The organism is Streptomyces sp. B8-7, from assembly GCF_058833805.1.
This window is the reverse complement of record NZ_JBYRRL010000003.1, coordinates 668,854-686,829: the sequence shown is the minus strand read 5'-3', so window position 1 is coordinate 686,829 and position 17,976 is coordinate 668,854. Positions and strand designations below refer to the sequence as shown.

Sequence of the window (17,976 nt, the reverse complement as noted above, 5' to 3'; positions counted from 1 at the left end):
GTCCGTCCGTCCGCCCGTCCGTCCGTCCGTCCGTCCGTCCGTCCGCCCGTCCGTCCGCCCGTCCGTGTACGGTGCCCGCCGGTGGCGCGCGCACCCGGCGTCCGCCCCGCGCCGGCCCGAGGCGGATGCCGGGGCGCACCGGAGCCCGCCCCGGGCCGGCCGCCGGGGCTCCCCGGGGTGCCGGCGGCGAAGACAGAGGCCGCCCGGCCGAGGGCGAGGAGGGGCAGTGTCCGCGTCCTGGAGGGACCGCGGACGGCCGAGGCACCCGTCCGTCCGATCACTGGGCTAAAGTGGCCCCCTCATGCTCTCCTCCGCCCCCGATGCCGTGACCCGAGCCCGCCTGGTCCGATCCCTGCGCGCGGCCGGCTGCGTCTTCGCCGAGGAGGAGGCCGACCTGATCCTGGCTGCCGCGAGCGGCCCGCAGGAGGCCGCCGCGATGGCCGGCCGCCGCGCGGCCGGGCTGCCGCTGGAACTCGTCGTCGGCTGGGCGGAGTTCGCCGGCCTGCGGATCGCCGTCGAGCCCGGCGTCTTCGTGCCGCGGCGGCGCACCGAACTCCTGGTCCGCGAGGCGGTCGCCGAGGTTCCCGGCGCCCGGGTCGTGGTGGACCTGTGCTGCGGCTCGGGCGCGGTCGGAGCCGCCCTGGCAGCCGCCCTCGGCCCGGTCGAACTGCACGCCGCCGACATCGACCCGGCCGCGGTGCGCTGCGCCGTGCGCAACACCGGGGCGGCCGGCGGGCGCGTCCACCGGGGCGACCTGTTCGAGGCGCTGCCCGCCGCCCTGCGCGGCCGGATCGACATCCTGGCGGCCAACGTGCCCTACGTCCCCACCGGTGAGATCGCCCTGCTGCCCGCCGAGGCCCGCGACCACGAGCCGCGCACCGCCCTCGACGGCGGCCTCGACGGCCTCGACGTCCTGCGCCGCGTCGCCGCCGAGGCCCCCCACTGGCTGGCCCCCGGCGGCCGCCTGCTCGTCGAGACCAGCGAGCACCAGGCGGCCGAAGCCGAACGGGCCTTCACCGCAGCCGGCCTGACCCCCCGCCTGGCCGTCGACGAGGACCTCCACGCCCAGACCCTCATCGGCACCCGCCCGGCCTGAACCGCGCCACCGTGGGGCGGGATGCCCGCCCGTCGGGTGACGCACCGACACGGTTCCCACCGGCACGATGGCCGTGGGTTCAGCGTGACTGGGGGACTTTCACCGGGAACCCACGGCGTCCTCGGCAGGCGGGCCCGGAAGTGCGGTGGGTTCGTCGCTGCCGTTCCGGTCGGTTGGAGCCGGAGCCTCCGTGCCTGCGAGTCGAGTTCTTCGTCCCGGCCCATGGGGCAGAACGAGGACGCGTGCGTGGCCCCTCAGTCGATACAGAACTCGTTGCCCTCGATGTCCTGCATCGGGATGCACGACTCGTTCTCCTCGTCGGCGTACAGCGTCTGCACGTGTACCGCGCCGAGTGGGACCAGCCGTGCGCATTCGGCCTCAAGTGCGGCGAGGCGCTCTTCACCCACGAGTCCGGTGCCGACCCGCACGTCGAGATGCAGCCGGTTCTTGGCCGCCTTGCCCTCGGGGACGCGCTGGAAGTACAGCCGCGGGCCCACACCTGAGGGGTCTACGCAGGCGAACCATGCATCCTGCTGCTCAGGTGGCTGCGAGCGCTTGAAGTCGTCCCAGGTGGCGAACCCCTCTGGTGGCGGCGGTACGACATACCCCAACACCTCGCACCAGAATCGAGCGAGGCGCTCAGGTTCAGCGCAGTCGAAGGTGACTTGGAACTTCTTGATCGATGACATCGGTCCACCGTAGTGGCGCGTGCCTCTCACCGAGATCCCGGGGTTGCATCGCCGTGCGGGCCACTTGAGGTGTTCGGCACTGACGGGCCGCGTTCCCAGGGCCGTCTTCGCGTTGATCAGTACGTGCCGGTTGGGGGTCTTCGGCCAGGTGACGCGTCGCTGGGTGAGCCGGGCCGGCAGAGTCTGTGGGGGCGGTTCACCGGGTCGTCGGACGTGTCCGGCCATGGTGATCCGGCGGTTGGGCAGGTCGAGGCCGTCCAGGGTGAGGTGTCGGATGGCCGTGGCGCGGGCGGCGCCGCCGGCGGCCAGGGCGACGATCAGCCGCTGGGCCGGGGTGACTGCGATCTGCTGGACGGAGAACACCTCGGCGTCGGTCAACAGCAGGAGGCTGCGCGGGATGTCTTCGGTCTTGAGCCGGTTTCGACCTTCCAGCGGCCGCGGATCCAGGCGGCGGGTTCCGCGCCGGCGGCCGCGTCGGGCAGCAGGCTGGTGACCGGATGGATGCGCTCGATCGTCAGCTTGCCGGAGCCCAGGCCGCGCCTCCGGCGCACGACTTGCAGGGCCTGGCATGCGTGCGGGTATCCGAGGTGTGCGAACGCGGCGGTCTCCAGGCGGCGGATCTCGTCGCGGTGATGGGCCCGGGTGCGCTCCATATGGTCGAGGCGGATGTCGCGCCAGGGCGCCGCGGGACCCGCTCGTGCAGCGTGGGGTGGTTCCTCTCGACGACGGCCAGACAGTGGCCGCCTGATCCACGGCAGCATACCGACCATGTCCGAAAACGGTCCGCACGCTGCAACCGAAGGGCTGGACAGGCACGCGAGAGCGCTCTTCTCGGGCGATCGCGCGCCCATCGGACGGTGACGGTCCTCTGGCGTGGCGGCGAACAGCATGGCACCGTGATCTGAGACCCGAGACCTTGGTCGGCCCCCGCGCGACGTCTGCGGCATGCTGTCCCAGCCCGCAGAGCCGAATGTGGCCCCGCGGACACGGCAGCCGCTACGGTCACCTCGGAACGACTTTCGTCAACCCTTCGTCATCCTTCCGGAGTACGACCCCGGCCGACGGCACCAACTACGATCCCGTGCATGAACGATCACACGATGGACCGCACCGACAGCAACGCCACGCTGTCTACCGCCGGCTGGCTGGTCGCCGCCATCCTGGTCGCCCTCTGTCTGATGGCCTTCATCTGGTGGCAGGGCTGGGACATCCCCATCGCTGTCGGCTACGTGTCCGTCAAGATCGCGATGAAGATCGGTGCTCTCGTGGCTGGATCCCTGATCGTCCTGGCGGCATGGTGGCGCAAGCGCCGCGCAAAGGCCGCCGACCTCGACCACACCAACCCGTGCGGCCCGGGCGAGGGCGCGTCCGCGGAGGTCTAGAAGACGTCACCCCGCGAAGCGCTCGGGCGCGGGTCGCCGTGGATGTACCCCAAGACCACGGAGTTGTGGCCGGCCCGCGGCTGTCAACGGGGCTGGGGGCAAGGGCTGGTGGAGGTTGGGGGTGTTCCCTTCGGGTTCGAGGGCGTGGAGGCCCCGCCCGGTGCGGCGGAGGATTCCTTCGCGGACCCAGCGTCCCGGTTCCGCGCGGTCGGGTGGGCCCGGAGCTCCTGCCGGACCCCGGTCGCGTCCTGGGAGCGCAGTACCAGGGGCAGCGACCGTGTCCCGGTCTCGCACAGCACCTCGACCTTCAGCATCGGATAGCCGTCCGTGCCGTATCGGTGTTTGTGTCTACCTGGCCAAGCACAGACTCGCGGCCGGTCAGGGGCCTTGGTGGGGCTGCACCCGTCGAAGGCAACCGTGCGCCGGCACCGGTAGCGCACCCCGGGTGTGACCGCCTGCGCCACGGGGCCGTCCGGCGTCTCGAACAGCAACCGCAGCGGCGCGACCCCCAGCCGCCGGCGCACCTCTCGCAGTGCCTTCTCCGACGGACGCCGTGGAAGGAGTCCGCACAGCCCGGCGGCCAGCTTGTCCCGCACACGCACGTACCCCAGCTGCGGAAAGAGAGCCAGTGCCAGGATGAAGTACACGCGCACCCTCGACGGAAGCAGCCGCAGCCCCCGCTGAGTGCCGCCGGTACGTTTCAGCACGTCATCGACCACTTCAAAGGGCAACTGCCGGGTCAGTTCGCCCAGATGCCCCGCAGCGAAGACGCCGTCGGCGACGGTGGCGGACGACGTGAGCGTGACGGTGGAACACTGAACGGGCCACGGGGCTCCTTCAAGCGGGAAGACCTTGGTCGGCCTCCTCGCTCTACCAGGAGCCCCGTTGCCGCGACCTGCACTTCCCTGACTTCCCCGGCCCCGTTGACAGCCGCGGACCGGCCATGACTCCGTGGTCTTGGAGGTACTCGCTGGAGCTGTGTGAGCGTGCGGTGCGGATGTATCGCACCACGGATCCGAAGCCGCAGGTCAGGAAGTTGGCCGTAGACCTCGGCGTGTATCCCGAGGCCCTGCGCGGCTGGATCCGCCGGGCGCCGGGGCAGACGCCGGCTAGCGCGACGACCGGCTCACCCCCGACGAGCGGGCCGAGCTCGTGGCTCTGCGAAGGAAAACGCCCGCGAACCACGCGCTCTTCGGGTGCATCGACGGCTTCTACGACAGCCGACGCATCCAGAAAACGGCTCGACCGGCTCAGCCCCATCGAGTTCACGGAGAAGCACCACACCGAGCAGACGACGGCCGGGCCGACGGACCTGAAGTCCCGTCACCCTCTCCGACCGGCTGATCAGCACTCGCGGATGGTGGGGGAACCTCACCCGTCCAGACCCGCGTCGACGCGGATGGTCCTACAGCGGCGTCTCCAGTGTCTCCTCCACCTTGACCTGGGGTGAAGCCATGTGGTTCGGCCAGGGAATGGATACGGTTCCGGCGGCTGTCTGTTCGGCGTCCACGGTACGCGTGGCCCACGTCATGCTGGTGTAGTCGTCGTTGGTGAAGCTGAACCTGACTTTGTATCGGACTCGGGCCGGGCCTTGGTTTCGGATCGTGTAGTCGGCGATGGCCACGAACTCTTTCCCATGCCACCGAGTTCCGTGATCGGTTACCTCGACCTCTGGTGATGCGTCCGGCAGCGGTGAGGTGTTCATACAGCCGGTGATGGTGACGAGGAGGAGCGTGGTGGTTGCCACGGTGCGTGGTCGCATGATGCGACCGGCTAGGGGCAGACCCCTGGCGTAGACAACAAATGCCGCAACTGGCCTTGGAATCTAGGCGGTTGCTGGCCGTTACAGTGGGTTGGCCTTGACTCAGCATTGCGTTTGACCTCGCGGGTCACCCGACCTGCGGCTCTTTCCGGGACAGCGGAGGCGGCCGTTCTCCACCGAACCTCCTCCTGTCCGCCCTCGGGGTGTGGCTGTTCGCGTTCCTGCGACGCTCGGGGATGCGTTGAGTTCCGGCCTGGTGGGGGAGGTGTTCAAGAACGACCAGGAGGCCTACGAGCGGATCACCGCTGTCCTGCTGCCCGAAGCCGTCTCGAACCACGTCACCATGCTCTGCGTGGTGGGTGTGCTGCTGATCGGTTTCGTCCTGATGGTGATGATCTTCCTTCGGCAGAGCGCCATCCCATCATCTGCCTGCTGATCCCCGTGGCCGGCGGCGGCCGCACAAGCGGTGAGGCCACCCGGAAGTGGGCACCCGGCCTGATCACCTCCGGCCTGGTCATCGTGGCGTACAAGCCGGTGGTCGCCGTGATCAGCTGCACGGGGTTCGCCGAGTTCGGGAAGTCCCAGACCCTGGCGGAGTGGCTGCGCGGCTGCGCCATGCTGGTCCTCGCGGTCCTGGCCCCGGGCCCTCTCACCAGGATCTTCGCGCCGTTCGGAGCGGCGGTCGGTGCCGGGATGTCATCGGGCGGCGCCGTTGGAGCACTTGGTGGCGCAGCGAGCTACTTCGCGGGCCGTATGAGCAGGGGCGACGGCGGAAAGGGCGGCGGGGGAGAGAGCGAGCCCCCCCCACGGATGCCGTGGGCTTCCGGGCCCGCCGCAGCTCCGGGTTCGGCGGGCTGTCGCGGAACGCGACGATCTTTGCTGCGGTCATCCTGATGGCGGACGGTCTGATCGCCACCCAGGCTCCGCTGACGCTGCTGGTCAGCCTGCCGGTGACCGGCGCGGTCTCCGGACTGGCCGCTGCCAGGCGCCACGGCATGTCCGCGCTGAGCTACCGGGACTGTTCGCAGTGCACCGGGCTTCAGCCCGGTGGTGAAGCGAATCTGAGAGCTGCTCTGACCTCGGCTGTGTGCACGGATCTGCTCTGTTCGCCTCAGCCCAGGTCAGCGATCCAGCGCACCTTCGGTGCGCGCCGGGGGCGTGGTAAATGTCGTGGCGTGCGCCGAGGTGCTTCCTGTCTGCCCTGACGGGGGTTGATGCCGGTCCGGGACGCTGGTGGGGTTCGTTCCGGCCGAAGCCGATTGCTCTGTGATGCCGGTGAGCTCGCAGGTCAGCGTGGCGCTGAGGGCCGTCCACGGGAACCGTGGAGTGTTGCTGCGAAGCACGGGCGTCAGAATTCCTGTTCCACCCTGGCCCTCCCGGAACGGCGTACCGCTTGGCCGTTCGGTGAGGGAGGGAGCGGGGCCGTGGACGTGCTGCACGAACGCTGCGCCGGTGTGGACATCAGCAAGAAGGACGCCAAGGCGTGTGTCCGCAGCCCGAGTACGAAACGGCGAGGCTCTTTCACCAACGAGACCACGACCTGGGGCTCGACCACGAACGCCGTGCTCGCCCTGCGGGATCATCTGGTCGCTGCCGAGGTCACCCTCGTCGTGATCGAAGCGACCTCGGACTACTGGAAGCCGTTCTACTACCTGCTGGCCGAGGACCTGAACGTGATCCTGGTCAACGCCCGGCAGGTCAAGAACCTGCCCGGCCGCAAGACGGACGTTTCCGACGCCGCCTGGCTGGCTCAGCTCGGCGCACACGGCCTGGTCCGCCCCTCGTTCGTGCCACCCGCACCGGTGCGCGAACTGCGGGACCTGACCCGGGCCCGCACCCAGATGACCCGCGAACGCGGGCAGATCGTCCAGCGGCTGGAGAAGCTGCTGGAGGACACCGGCATCAAACTCGCCGCGGTCGCCTCCGACATCATGGGCGTCTCCGGCCGGGCCATGCTGGAGGCCCTCATCGGCGGGGAACGCGACCCGCAGACGCTGGCAGACCTGGCCAAACGCAAGCTCCGCAACAAGATCCCCGAACTCACCGAGGCCCTGACCGGCCGCTTCCGCGACCACCACGCCTTCCTCACCCGGCTGCACCTGGACCACTACGACCAGCTCACCGACGCCATCGGACAGCTCGATGAGCGGATCGAGGAGGCGATGGCCCCCTTTCGTCCCGCCCTCGACCTGCTCGACACCATCCCCGGCATCAACCAGGCCGTCGCCGAAGTGATCATCGCGGAGACCGGCGGCGACATGGCCCGGTTCACCTCCGCCAGGCACCTCGCGTCCTGGGCCGGGGTCTGCCCCGGCCACCACGAGTCCGCCGGCCGCACCAAGAACACCAAGGTCCGCCCCGGCAACCCGTACCTCAAAGGAGCCCTCGGCCTGGCCGCCTTCGGCGCGGTGAGGACCAAGGACACCTACCTCCAGGCCCGCTACAAGCGGCTGACCGCCCGCCGCGGCCCGATGAAGGCCCTGGTCGCCGTCGAGCACTCGATCATTACCGCGATCTGGCACATGCTCACCGACAACGTCCCCTACCGCGAGCTCGGCGGCACCTACTTCGCCCAACGTGACCCCGAACGCGCCACCCGCCGCGCGATCACCGCGCTCAACCAGCTCGGCTACACCGTCACCCTCAACCCGATCGAGGACGCAGCCTGACGCCCAGGGCCCGGACACCCGGCGACCACCACGGCCACCGGGCACTCAGATCTGCCTCACGCCACCCTGACCTCCACCTATTTACGCGTCAGAGTGGCCGGTTCTGCTGCTCGATGTACTGCTTCACGATGCTGAGCGGTGCGCCGCCGACGGAACCGGCGAAGTACGAGCCGGACCACAGGCGCTGTGCCCGCCAGTAGTGGCGGACCATGTCGGGGAACTCCTGGCGGAGCCTGCGCGAGGACACCCCCTTGAGGGAGTTCACCAGCCTGGACACGGCGACCTTCGGCGGGAAGTTCACCAGCAGGTGAACGTGGTTGGCCTCGCCGTTGAACTCGACCAGCTCGGCCTCGAAGTCCTCGCACACGGCCCGCATGATCTCCTCGCACCTCGTCAGATGCCGGTCGGCGAAGACGGAGTGCCGGTACTTCGTCACGAAAACCAAGTGGACATGCATCCGGAACACGCAGTGACGACCAGTGCGAACGTTCTCATCGATACCCATAAACCAACTGTGTATCATGATCCGTGTGCAGCTTCGGTACAGCTTCCGCCTGTACCCGAGCGCCGGTCAGCGCACGGCACTGGCGAGGGCGTTCGGGTGTGCGCGGGCGGTCTACAACGACGCCCTCCGCGCTCGGGAGACCGCCCGCCGCGAAGGCATGCCGTTCCCGAAGACCGGCGACCTGTCGAAGCAGCTCATCACCGAGGCGAAGAGCACCCCGGAACGCGCCTGGCTCGGCGAGGTCTCAGCGGCCGTCCTCCAGCAGTCCCTCCGCGACCTGGACACCGCGTACAAGAACTTCTTCGACGGCCTGAAGGGCAAGCGTCCGCGCATGGGCGCGCCCCGGTACAAGTCGCGGAAGGACACCCGGCAGTCGGTCCGGTTCACGGCGAACGCCCGCTGGTCGATCACGACCGGCGGGAAGCTGCGCCTGCCGAAGACCGGCGACCTCAAGGTCAAATGGTCCCGCTCCCTGCCGTCGACGCCGTCCACGGTGACGGTGGTCAAGGACAGTGCGGGCCGGTACTTCGCAAGCTTCGTCGTGGAGACCGGTCCGGAGGAAGTCCTTCCCGAGGTCGCGCCCGAGGTGGGCATCGACCTTGGGCTCGGGCACTTCGCGGTCCTCTCCGACGGTACGAAGGCCGACAGCCCGCGCTTCCTGCGCCGGGCCGAGAAGCGCCTGAAGAAAGCCCAGCGGGAGCTGTCCCGCAAGGAGAAGGGCAGCAAGAACAGGGACAAGGCCAGGATCAAGGCCGCACGGGCACACGCCCGTGTCGCGGACGCGCGCCACGAGTTCCACCACCAGCTCTCCACCAGGCTGATCCGCGAGAACCAAGCGGTTGCGGTGGAGGACCTGGCGGTGAAGGGGCTCGCGCGCACGCGTCTGGCCAAGTCCGTGCACGACGCCGGATGGTCGGCGTTCGTGAACATGTTGGAGTACAAGGCCGCCCGGTACGGGCGCACCTTCGTGAAGATCGGCCGGTTCGAGCCGACCTCCCAGGTGTGCTCGCGGTGCGGCGTCAAGGACGGCCCCAAGCCTTTGAACGTCCGCCTCTGGACGTGCCCGGCATGCGGGGGCCGTCCTCGACCGGGACGTGAATGCGGCGGTCAACGTCGCCAAGGCCGCCGGACTGGCGGTGTCAGCCTGCGGAGCGCAGGTAAGACCGGGACTCGTCCCGGCACCGCGCAGCGAAGCAGGAACCCACCCGAAGCCCTCACCCATCCGGTGGGAGCAGGCGGGAATCCCCGGCCTCTAGGCCGGGGAGGACGTCAAGGCCCCAACCACTCGCGGGGAGTCAGACCCCAGGACCACCTCTGCGCCGATTGCCAGGCCAAGAGAAAACGCAAGTCACCGGATGAGATCCGCCGGGACAAGGGCGTTCATCCGGACGACATCCTCAGGGACCTCCCCGACTCTGCCCCACCCCGGACCGGCGGGCCGGGCAGAGGAGCCCGACGGGGAGGGCTGTACGCTCGCCTGCGCGCCGCTCTCCGTCTCAACGGCCGGGACCGGTAGCCGGAAGAGCTCCGCACGGGGCTGCAGGTCTCCGAGCTCGCGCAGGAGCTCTGAATCTTGTTCATCTGTCGACCGGTACATCAGCAAGATCGGAAATGGCGGCCCGGGGCCCTTCCGTCAGCGCCCGGCCGGCAGGTCGCCTCAGTGGCAGCGCATGCGGGTCGCGGTGGCGGGAGGGTGGCGCGTTGCCGCTCCCGCACGGCTACCCGCTGCGGGTCTGCCGGTCGATCATGGAGACCAGGGTCGAGACGAGTTCCTCGGCCGTGATGTGCCACTTGTCCGCGGACAGGTGCCCGCTGACCTCCATATCCGTGATCCCGTGCACACTGGTCAACAGCAGCGCCGCGTATCGACTGGTGTGCTGGGCGCCGACCAGATCGCCGACCATGGCGAGGAACTCGTCCTGGGCGCGGTCGCCCGCCTGCGTCGCCGCGTGGATCGCGGCCGGGTCGCCGGCCGGGGAGGCGAACATCAGCCGGTACAGGTGCGGCTGACGGCGGCCGATCGTCATCAGCACGCAAAGGGCGCGGCGCAGCTTGTCGGCCGGGGGCGCCTGCGGATCGGTGCGCACGTCCCGTGCCTGATCCGCGAGCCGGTCCAGGGCTTCGGCTGCCACGGCGGTCAGCAGGCTGTCCTTGTCGGGGAAGTGCCGGTACGGCGCCCCGCGGGTGACCCCCGCGCGCGCCCCGACCTCGCGCAACGTCACCGCGCCCGGCCCGCCGCTGTCCAGCAGCTCGGCGGCAGCGTCCAGCAGGGCACGTCGCGTTGCGGCGGCGGATTCCACTCGGCTGACCATGCCGATCACTATACAGTTGACACTGTCATCTGAGTGGTCCACTCTTGTTGAGGTGACAACGTCATCTGAAACTGCGCTGGAAGACCGCGGCTGCGTCGTCGTGACCGGAGCCTCGACCGGGATCGGCGCGGCGTCCGCCCGCGAGCTGGCCCGCCGGGGATTCCACGTCCTCGCCGGCGTCCGCCGCGACCAGGATGCCGACGCGCTCCGCGCCCCGGGCATCGAGCCGGTCATCCTCGACATCACCCGGCCCGACCACATCGCCGAGCTGGCCGCCCGCGTCGGCTCGCAGACAGGTGCGTTGCGGGCGCTGGTGAACAACGCCGCCATCTCCGTCAACGCCCCGGTCGAGGCCCTGCCGCTGGACGAGTGGCGCCGGCTGTACGAGGTCAACCTGTTCGGCCACGTCGCCGTCACCCAGGCACTGCTGCCCGCCCTGCTGCGCAACTGTGGCCGGGTGGTCAACATCAGCTCGGTCGGCGGGAAGGTCGCCATGGCCACCTTCGGCCCCTACGCGGGCACCAAGTTCGCCCTGGAGGCGGTCAGCGACGCGCTGCGCCGGGAAGTGACGCCGCTGGGCGTGCGGGTGGTGGTGGTCGAGCCCGGCGGGGTCCGCACCGAGATGGGCGACCGGGGCATCGCCACCACGAGCCGGCTGGCCGAGGCCATGTCACCGGAACAGCGGGATCGCTACGGGCCGCTGGTCCAGGCGGTCATCGCGCTGACCGCCGCGGGCACCGCGAGCGGAAAGACCGCCGACGACGCCGCCCGGGTGATCGCCAAGGCCGTGACCACCAGGAAGCCCCGCACGCGCTACACCGTCGGTCGCGACGCGGCCGTACTCACCCGACTGTCGCGGGTACTGCCGGACCGGATGCTCGACCGCATCAGTGCGGCCGCCCTCCGCCCGCACTACCCGAAGACCACCACCCCGCAGGAAACCCACGTTCGAGCGAGCAGCGGCTGACCACGCGGGCCTGCCGCTGCCCAGGCCCTGATACGGCCCGTACGCTCCCGGCGTCCCGGGTGGGGAGAGAGACGGCCCCGCCCGGGAGGCCTGACCGTGCATCTGCCAGGTCCGCCCACCCCGGCGGGACACTTCGCCGATACCCCCGCCCGCTGTACACCGCCGCCTCTACCGTCCAGCCCGGATACCGGGTGCAGGGGGTGACGGAAGGGGCTGAACAGCGGGGCGGGATCTGGGTCTGGACGGGGTGGTGGACCACGTCACCCTGTCCAGCGACGAGGCGGACCGGTCACGGAACAAGACCGGTGCCACCAGACCGGGGGGGATCGGTGGACAGTTCCCGGGCGTCGGCGGTGATCCTCCGGTAGCGCAGAAACTCCCGCTCGGGGGTCTCGGCAAGGGTCTGCGCGTAGGGGGAGATCGAGTCGGCCCTCTGCGCGCTCCGCCACACCCTGCAACGCGGCCTGGTACTGCGCTCCCAGGACGCGACCGGGGTCCGGCAGGAGCTCCGGGCCCACCCGACCGCGCGGAACCGGGACGCTGGGTCCGCGAAGGAATCCTCCGCCGCACCGGGCGGGGCCTCCACGCCCTCGAACCCGAGTGGACCACCCGCAACCTCCACCAGCCCTTGCCCCCGGCCCCGTTGACAGCCGCGGGCGGGCCACAACTCCGTGGTCTCGGCGGTACCCGTACCTGATGGGGATTGTTGAGAACAAGGCTGATGCCCCGCCTCGTGCAGGCGATGCAAGGAGTCCTGCCACTCGTGCGGCAGCTGACAGGGCGGCTGACTCACGGCGCTCCGTCCCTGGTGCCAGGGGCCGGACCGGACTGTGCGGCGCCCGGGCCGGCCCCGAGCCCGGCTCAGTGCGGGTCCGCGGTCTGCGCGGAGGGTCCGGCGGAAGGGGTGGCCCGGGCGATGAGGAGGGCCACGTCGTCGTGGTTGTCCGGGTGGTGGAGGGTGCGGACCAGGTGGTCGCAGACCTCGTCCAGCGGTCTGGTGGGCCCGCCGAGCAGGTCGAGAAGGGTGTCGAGGCGTTCGTCGAGGGAGTGGCTGCGGGTCTCCACCAGCCCGTCCGTGTAGAGGACCAGCTGATCGCCCGGGGCGAAGTCGAACGCGGTGGTGGTGAACGCGACGCCGCCCACCCCCAGCGGGGCCCCGGTCGGCAGGTCGAGCAGTTCGGGGTCGCGGCCGGCCCGCACCAGGGCGGGCGGCAGATGGCCCGCGTTGGCGATCCGGCACTGGCCGAGGGCCGGGTCGTGGACGGCGTACAGGCAGGTGGCGATGGCCTGGTCCAGGCCCGCGGTGATCCGGTCGAGGTGCTCCAGGAGGACGGCCGGGTCCAGGTCGAGCGTGGCGAGGGTGGTGGTCGCGGTGCGCAGCCGGCCCATGGTGGCGGCCGCCGAGATGCCGCTGCCCATCACGTCGCCGACGACCAGCGCGGTCTTGCCGCCGTCCAGCGGGATCACGTCGAACCAGTCGCCGCCGACCTCGGTGGTGGCGCCGGCCGGCTGGTAGCGGGAGGCCACCTGCAGGCCGCCGGTGACGGCCGGGTGGCTGGGCAGGAGGCTGCGCTGGAGGGTGAGCGCGGTGTCCCGGGCGTCCTGGTACCAGCGGGCGTTGTCGATCTGCACCGCCGCGCGGGCCGCCAGCTCGCGGGCGAGCAGCACGTCGTCCTCGGTGAAGGGCAGCGGGTTGCGGATGCGTTTGAGGTCGAGGGCGCCCAGTACCTCGCCGCGGGCGATCAGCGGCACCGCGAGGTAGGAGTGCACGCCCGCACGGGCCAGCAGCACGGCCGCCTCCGGTGAGCGGGCGATCCGCGGCAGGTCCGCCTCCGACATGTGCGGCAGCAGCACCGGCCGGCCCGACCGCACGCACCGGGTCACCAGGCGCTCCGGGCCGTAGCGGGCGACCTGGCCGGGCGGGTCGGCCGCCTGAAGGGCCAGCGGTGAGCGGTCGGCGCGCACGGCGAGCGCCCGGATCACGGCGGGCTGCGCGGGGCCGAGGCGGATGCGGCGTGCCTTGACCACGTCGTCGAGCAGGTCCACGGCGGCGACGTCGGCCAGTTCGGGGACGGCCACGTCCGCCAGCTCGCCCGCGGTGCGCTCCAGGTCCAGGGTGGTCCCGATACGGGCGGAGGCGTCCGCGATGAGAGCCAGCCGGCGGCGGGCGGCCTCGGCCTCGATGCCCGCCCGGTACCGCTCGGTGACGTCGACCACCGACATGGCTACGCCGAGCACCGAGCCCAGGGCGTCCTCCAGCCGGTACACGGACATGGACAGGGCGTGGTCCTCGTCCGGGTCGGCCGGGATGCGTCCCACCAGGGACCGGTCCACCACGGGCCGTCCGGTGGCCAGCGTCTCCAGGGCCGCGTCCTGCAGGCCCGCCACGTCCATCCGGGGCAGCACCTCGGCGAGGGTGCGGCCCACATGCTCCGCCTCGGGCACGCCGTCGATGCGTTCCAGGGCCGGGTTCACCGACACGTAGCGCAGCGTCGTGTCCAGCACCGCCAGGCCGATGGGCGACTGGGCGACCATGCGGTCGGACAGCGCCACGTCGCGCTCCAGGCGCCGTACGGTCGTCTGGTCGGCGGCCAGTCCGAGGGCGTAGGCGTCGCCGCGGTCGTCGAGCAGCCGCATGTTGCGGAACTCCACCACCCGAGTCGAGCCGTCCTTGTGCCGCACCGGGAACGCCCCGGCCCAGCCCTCGCCCGTGGCCAGCACGTCGGCGAACAGCTTGACGACCAGGTCGGTGTGCTGCTCGTGGACCATGATGTGCGCCGCGTACCGCCCGAGCGCCTCCTGCGCGGTGTAGCCGAAGAGCTCCTCGGCCTGCGGGCTCCACAGCACGATGCGGCCCTTGTCGTCCAGGACGATCGAGGCCACGCCGATGACGTCGAGCAGCCCGCTCGGCCGCCCCGGCTCGCGTGCCGGCTCACCGCCCGTCACCGGTTCACCGCCCGTCACCGGCGGAGGTCCGGGTGTACCCATCGCACGCACCGCCTTCACCCGTCCGCCCGGCACGCTGTCCCCCGTGCCGACTCCCTTGCCGTACCACGCTCAACCATCTCTCATACGCCACCGTGCCCGTCTCCACCATCCCCCAGAGCGGGCCTCCTCGTCCCGGTGACGCGGCGGATCGGGGCATCGGACGGGCGTCCGGGGCGACGGGGAGCGGCCGGGGTGTTCCACGGGGCCTTGCCCGGGACCGCCGGCCACCCGGACACCGCGCCGTACCCACGCGTCGCCGTCCGCTTCACGCGTTCACGCGTAGCTCTCCGCGGGCCTCCGTCACCCCCCCCGGCTGTGCGCCACCGGCGACCCCCGGGGGGCGCTCTTCGCCACGGCGAGGCCGCTCCTGCGGGTCGACCTGTCGGCTCCGCCCGGCGCAGCCGATGTCTCCGGGCAGGTCACCGCGGCGGTGCGGCCGCTGCCCCCGCGCAGCGGCCGCACCGGCTCCTTCGAGGCCGAGGGTGTGGACTGCCACCGGTGTACCGGCACCGTGCACGTGATCGTGCTCTCGCCCGGGTTCTGCCTGCTCACCGCCGGCAGGACGTACCGGGTCGTCCGGGGGTGAGGGCATGGGCGGGGGCGGCGCCGACGCCCGCCGGAGGCGCCGCAGCGGCGCGCACCGCCGTCCCCCGGGTACCCGGCGCGACGGTGTCGGCCCTGAACCCCGGTCACGCTGGTGCCCGGGCGGCGAATCGGTGCTTTTCTGGTCACAGCACCAGGCATGTGGCGCGTTTCCCCGGGAAACCCGCGGAGCCGGGCCCCGCATGAGAGGAGCCATAGCGATGCGCCGTGAACCCCCGCACGAGGAGTCCGTCTCCGTCGAGATCAGCGGATGCACCAAGGAGGACGCGCGCATCGTGTTCGACACGCTGTGCGCCTGCTTCGCGTCCGACCGCGGCAGCGAGGACGTGCCCCAGCAACTGCACGAGACCCGTCCTATGGTGTGGCTGGGCACCTTCGAGGTCACCGAGGCCCGTGCGTGCCCGCCGCCGGACGCGCTGTCGGCCTCCGTCGAGGTCGACGCCCTGGGCGGCTACTGGGCCGTCAACCGGCTGCGGACCACTCTGGACCCCCTGTTCACCGTGCGGGACCTCTCCGCCGTCTCCGGCGACCAGGAACGGGAGCTGCACGTACTGCTGGAGAGCAGGTGAGCAGGTGAGCAGGTGAGCGGGTGAGCAGGTGAGCAGGTGAGCGAGCGGCCGGTCGCGCAGGCCGTCGTCTGTCCTGTCGGTCTCCGGACCCGGCGGTGGCCGGCGGGTGCGTGAGCGCCCGTGCCTCGGTCGGCCTGCGCCTCGGCCGGCCCGTGCCTCGGCCGGCCCGTGCCTCGGTCGGCCTGCGCCTCGGCCGGGCCGTGCCTCGGCCGGGCCGTGCCTCGGTCGGCCTGCGCCTCGGTCGGCCTGCGCCTCGGTCGGCCCGTGCCTCGGCCGGGCCGTGCGCCGGCTGCCGGGTGACCTCGGACACACCTCCGGAAGCCCTTTCTGCAACTAGTTGCATAATCCGTGGGCGGTCCTCTACAACAGAGGGCACGACACCGCGCACGGAGGGGCCCGATGAGCCGATACCCGCACCTGCTGAGCCCGCTCGACCTGGGTTTCACCACGCTCCCCAACCGCGTCCTGATGGGCTCGATGCACGTCGGCCTGGAGGAGGCCGAGCGCGGCTTCGAGCGGATGGCGGCGTTCTACGCCGAGCGCGCCCGCGGCGGTGTCGGACTGATCGTCACCGGCGGCATCGCCCCCAACGACGAGGGGCGGCCCTACGAGGGCGGCGCCAAGCTCACCACCGAGGACGAGGCCGAGCAGCACCGGGCCGTCACCGGTGCCGTGCACCGCGAGGGTGGCCGGATCGCGCTGCAGATCCTGCACTTCGGCCGCTACGCCTACCACCAGGACCTGGTCGCCCCCAGCCCGCTCCAGGCGCCGATCAGCCCCTTCCCGCCGCGTGAGCTGACCGAGGCCGACATCGAGCGGACCATCGACGACTACGTCCGCACCGCGCGCCTCGCCCGCCGGGCCGGCTACGACGGCGTGGAGATCATGGGCTCGGAGGGCTACCTCATCAACGAGTTCATCGCCGCGTGCACCAACCACCGCACCGACCGCTGGGGCGGCTCGTACGAGAACCGGATGCGCTTCCCGGTGGAGATCGTGCGGCGGGTGCGGGAGGCGGTGGGCGAGGACTTCATCATCGTCTACCGGCTGTCCATGCTCGACCTGGTGCCCGGCGGCTCCACCCTCGACGAGGTCGTCACCCTCGCGAAGGCGGTCGAGGCGGCCGGCGCCACCATCATCAACACCGGCATCGGCTGGCACGAGGCCCGCATCCCCACCATCGCCACCTCGGTGCCGCGCGGCGCCTACACCTGGGTCACCAGGCGGCTCATGGGCGAGGTCGGGGTCCCGCTGGTCACCACCAACCGGATCAACACCCCCGAACTGGCCGAGCGGCTGATCGCCGACGGCACCGCCGACATGGTGTCCATGGCCCGTCCGATGCTCGCCGACGCCGCGTTCGTGAAGAAGGCCGCCGAGGGCCGCCCGGAGGCCATCAACACCTGCATCGGCTGCAACCAGGCCTGCCTGGACCACACGTTCAGCCTGCAGATCACCTCCTGCCTGGTGAACCCGCGGGCCTGCCACGAGACGGAGCTGGTGCTCTCCCCGACCCGGCTGCGCAAGCGCGTCGCGGTCGTCGGCGCCGGTCCGGCCGGCCTGGCCTGCGCGGCCGGTGCCGCCGAACGCGGTCACGCCGTCACCCTGTTCGACGCCGCGAGCGAGATCGGCGGCCAGCTCAACGTGGCCCGCAGGGTTCCCGGCAAGCAGGAGTTCGACGAGACCCTGCGCTACTTCCGCCACCAGCTTGACACGCACGGCGTCGACGTACGCCTCGACACCCGCGTCACCGCCGACGACCTCGCCGGCTTCGACGAGGTCGTCGTCGCCACCGGCGTCACCCCGCGCGTCCCGGACATCCCCGGCGTCGACCACCCGAGCGTCGTCGGCTACCTCGACGTGCTGCGCGACGGCGCCCCCGTCGGTGACCGCGTCGCCGTCCTCGGCGCGGGCGGCATCGGCTTCGACGTGGCCGAGTTCCTCACCGACGGCGGCGACGAGGCGAACGAGGACCCGCAGACGTACTTCCGCCACTGGGGCGTCGACATGGACTACCGGGCGCCCGGCGGCCTCACCGCTCCCGAGCGGCCCCGGCCGCCGCGCACGGTCCACCTGCTCCAGCGCAAGACCACCAAGGTCGGCGCCGGACTCGGCAGGACCACGGGCTGGATCCACCGCGCCGAGCTCAAGCACCGCGGCGTCACCATGGTCCCGGGCGTGCGCTACGACCGCATCGACGACGCCGGCCTGCACATCACGGTCGGCGGGGAGAGCACGGTGCTCCAGGTCGACACCGTCGTGCTGTGCACCGGGCAGGAGCCGCACCGCGGCCTGTACGACGAGCTGCTCGCGGCCGGCCGCCACGCCCACCTGATCGGCGGCGCGGACGTGGCCGCGGAGCTGGACGCCAAGCGCGCCATCAAACAGGGCACCGAGGTCGCGGCCGCCCTGTGAGGGCCGTCCCTAGGATGAG

Annotated in this window: 15 protein-coding genes and 2 pseudogenes; 10 read left to right on the top strand and 7 right to left on the bottom strand. The window is 71.3% G+C overall.

What is annotated here, in order from left to right:
• Window positions 1-301 precede the first annotated feature (301 nt).
• Window positions 302-1,096 (top strand): putative protein N(5)-glutamine methyltransferase, encoded by a 795-nt coding sequence (locus AC5K6T_RS18155; RefSeq protein WP_493210288.1) that lies wholly within the window; start codon window positions 302-304, stop codon window positions 1,094-1,096.
• Window positions 1,097-1,350: 254 nt separating this feature from the next.
• Here AC5K6T_RS18155 and AC5K6T_RS18150 read toward each other — a convergent pair whose 3' ends face one another.
• Together AC5K6T_RS18150 and AC5K6T_RS18145 are read right to left on the bottom strand one after the other, a co-directional pair.
• Entirely contained in the window at window positions 1,351-1,785 is a 435-nt protein-coding gene (locus AC5K6T_RS18150) for a VOC family protein (RefSeq protein WP_493210835.1), read from the bottom strand.
• Between the two features lie 374 nt (window positions 1,786-2,159).
• Window positions 2,160-2,438, bottom strand: a complete 279-nt coding sequence (locus AC5K6T_RS18145) for a hypothetical protein (protein WP_493210286.1) — start codon at window positions 2,436-2,438, stop codon at window positions 2,160-2,162.
• 432 nt (window positions 2,439-2,870) lie between these two features.
• Here AC5K6T_RS18145 and AC5K6T_RS18140 point away from each other — a divergent pair, with 432 nt between their 5' ends.
• Window positions 2,871-3,167 (top strand): hypothetical protein, encoded by a 297-nt coding sequence (locus AC5K6T_RS18140; protein WP_493210284.1) that lies wholly within the window; start codon window positions 2,871-2,873, stop codon window positions 3,165-3,167.
• Between the two features lie 269 nt (window positions 3,168-3,436).
• Here AC5K6T_RS18140 and AC5K6T_RS18135 read toward each other — a convergent pair.
• Together AC5K6T_RS18135 and AC5K6T_RS18130 are read right to left on the bottom strand one after the other, a co-directional pair.
• Window positions 3,437-3,991, bottom strand: a pseudogene (locus AC5K6T_RS18135) (transposase domain-containing protein); the annotation flags it as partial.
• A gap of 581 nt (window positions 3,992-4,572) precedes the next feature.
• A complete protein-coding gene (locus AC5K6T_RS18130) occupies window positions 4,573-4,914 on the bottom strand; it encodes a hypothetical protein (RefSeq protein WP_493210282.1) in 342 nt (113 codons plus the stop codon).
• Window positions 4,915-5,170: 256 nt separating this feature from the next.
• On the opposite strand from AC5K6T_RS18130, the gene AC5K6T_RS18125 reads away from it, so the two are divergent.
• The 3 genes from AC5K6T_RS18125 to AC5K6T_RS18115 all read left to right on the top strand — a co-directional run bounded on the left by AC5K6T_RS18125 (window position 5,171) and on the right by AC5K6T_RS18115 (window position 7,598).
• Window positions 5,171-5,365: a hypothetical protein gene (locus tag AC5K6T_RS18125; protein ID WP_493210280.1), complete on the top strand. Its 195-nt coding sequence runs from the start codon at window positions 5,171-5,173 to the stop codon at window positions 5,363-5,365.
• Between the two features lie 379 nt (window positions 5,366-5,744).
• Window positions 5,745-6,134, top strand: coding sequence for a hypothetical protein (locus AC5K6T_RS18120; protein ID WP_493210278.1), 390 nt, complete (start codon window positions 5,745-5,747; stop codon window positions 6,132-6,134).
• 219 nt (window positions 6,135-6,353) lie between these two features.
• Window positions 6,354-7,598: an IS110 family RNA-guided transposase gene (locus AC5K6T_RS18115; RefSeq protein ID WP_493208129.1), complete on the top strand. Its 1,245-nt coding sequence runs from the start codon at window positions 6,354-6,356 to the stop codon at window positions 7,596-7,598.
• 88 nt (window positions 7,599-7,686) lie between these two features.
• On the opposite strand, the gene tnpA is transcribed toward AC5K6T_RS18115, so the two are convergent.
• Entirely contained in the window at window positions 7,687-8,103 is a 417-nt protein-coding gene (tnpA, locus tag AC5K6T_RS18110) for an IS200/IS605 family transposase (RefSeq protein ID WP_493210276.1), read from the bottom strand.
• Window positions 8,104-8,128: 25 nt separating this feature from the next.
• Here tnpA and AC5K6T_RS18105 point away from each other — a divergent pair.
• Window positions 8,129-9,359: pseudogene (locus AC5K6T_RS18105) on the top strand (RNA-guided endonuclease InsQ/TnpB family protein).
• Window positions 9,360-9,821: 462 nt separating this feature from the next.
• On the opposite strand, the gene AC5K6T_RS18100 reads toward AC5K6T_RS18105, so the two are convergent.
• Window positions 9,822-10,415, bottom strand: a complete 594-nt coding sequence (locus AC5K6T_RS18100; RefSeq protein ID WP_493210274.1) for a TetR/AcrR family transcriptional regulator — start codon at window positions 10,413-10,415, stop codon at window positions 9,822-9,824.
• Here AC5K6T_RS18100 and AC5K6T_RS18095 point away from each other — a divergent pair.
• Window positions 10,414-11,382 (top strand): SDR family oxidoreductase, encoded by a 969-nt coding sequence (locus AC5K6T_RS18095; protein WP_493210272.1) that lies wholly within the window; start codon window positions 10,414-10,416, stop codon window positions 11,380-11,382. The two genes, AC5K6T_RS18100 and AC5K6T_RS18095, sit on opposite strands and share 2 nt — an antisense overlap.
• Window positions 11,383-12,243: 861 nt before the next feature.
• On the opposite strand, the gene AC5K6T_RS18090 is transcribed toward AC5K6T_RS18095, so the two are convergent.
• Window positions 12,244-14,370 carry a SpoIIE family protein phosphatase gene (locus AC5K6T_RS18090; protein ID WP_493210271.1) on the bottom strand — a complete coding sequence of 709 codons (2,127 nt, stop codon included), beginning with the start codon at window positions 14,368-14,370 and terminating at the stop codon, window positions 12,244-12,246.
• Window positions 14,371-14,800: 430 nt separating this feature from the next.
• Between AC5K6T_RS18090 and AC5K6T_RS18085 the strand changes: the two genes are divergently transcribed.
• The 3 genes from AC5K6T_RS18085 (at window position 14,801) to AC5K6T_RS18075 (ending at window position 17,957) form a co-directional block, all read left to right on the top strand.
• On the top strand, window positions 14,801-14,956 hold the full coding sequence (locus tag AC5K6T_RS18085; RefSeq protein ID WP_493210269.1) for a hypothetical protein: 156 nt from the start codon (window positions 14,801-14,803) through the stop codon (window positions 14,954-14,956).
• A gap of 217 nt (window positions 14,957-15,173) precedes the next feature.
• The gene (locus tag AC5K6T_RS18080; protein WP_493210267.1) at window positions 15,174-15,542 is read left to right on the top strand and encodes a hypothetical protein; all 369 of its coding nucleotides are present in this window, start codon (window positions 15,174-15,176) and stop codon (window positions 15,540-15,542) included.
• Window positions 15,543-15,941: 399 nt separating this feature from the next.
• Window positions 15,942-17,957, top strand: coding sequence for an oxidoreductase (locus AC5K6T_RS18075; RefSeq protein WP_493210265.1), 2,016 nt, complete (start codon window positions 15,942-15,944; stop codon window positions 17,955-17,957).
• Window positions 17,958-17,976 lie beyond the last annotated feature (19 nt).

Coding starts and splice junctions, on each gene's coding strand:
- AC5K6T_RS18155 (WP_493210288.1), top strand. CDS start 302: ATGCTCTCCTCCGCCCCCGATGCCGTGACCCGAGCCCGCCTGGTCCGA.
- AC5K6T_RS18150 (WP_493210835.1), bottom strand. CDS start 1,785: ATGTCATCGATCAAGAAGTTCCAAGTCACCTTCGACTGCGCTGAACCT.
- AC5K6T_RS18145 (WP_493210286.1), bottom strand. CDS start 2,438: ATGGAGCGCACCCGGGCCCATCACCGCGACGAGATCCGCCGCCTGGAG.
- AC5K6T_RS18140 (WP_493210284.1), top strand. CDS start 2,871: ATGAACGATCACACGATGGACCGCACCGACAGCAACGCCACGCTGTCT.
- tnpA (WP_493210276.1), bottom strand. CDS start 8,103: ATGGGTATCGATGAGAACGTTCGCACTGGTCGTCACTGCGTGTTCCGG.
- AC5K6T_RS18095 (WP_493210272.1), top strand. CDS start 10,414: ATGCCGATCACTATACAGTTGACACTGTCATCTGAGTGGTCCACTCTT.
- AC5K6T_RS18100 (WP_493210274.1), bottom strand. CDS start 10,415: ATGGTCAGCCGAGTGGAATCCGCCGCCGCAACGCGACGTGCCCTGCTG.
- AC5K6T_RS18090 (WP_493210271.1), bottom strand. CDS start 14,370: ATGGGTACACCCGGACCTCCGCCGGTGACGGGCGGTGAACCGGTGACG.
- AC5K6T_RS18080 (WP_493210267.1), top strand. CDS start 15,174: ATGCGCCGTGAACCCCCGCACGAGGAGTCCGTCTCCGTCGAGATCAGC.
- AC5K6T_RS18075 (WP_493210265.1), top strand. CDS start 15,942: ATGAGCCGATACCCGCACCTGCTGAGCCCGCTCGACCTGGGTTTCACC.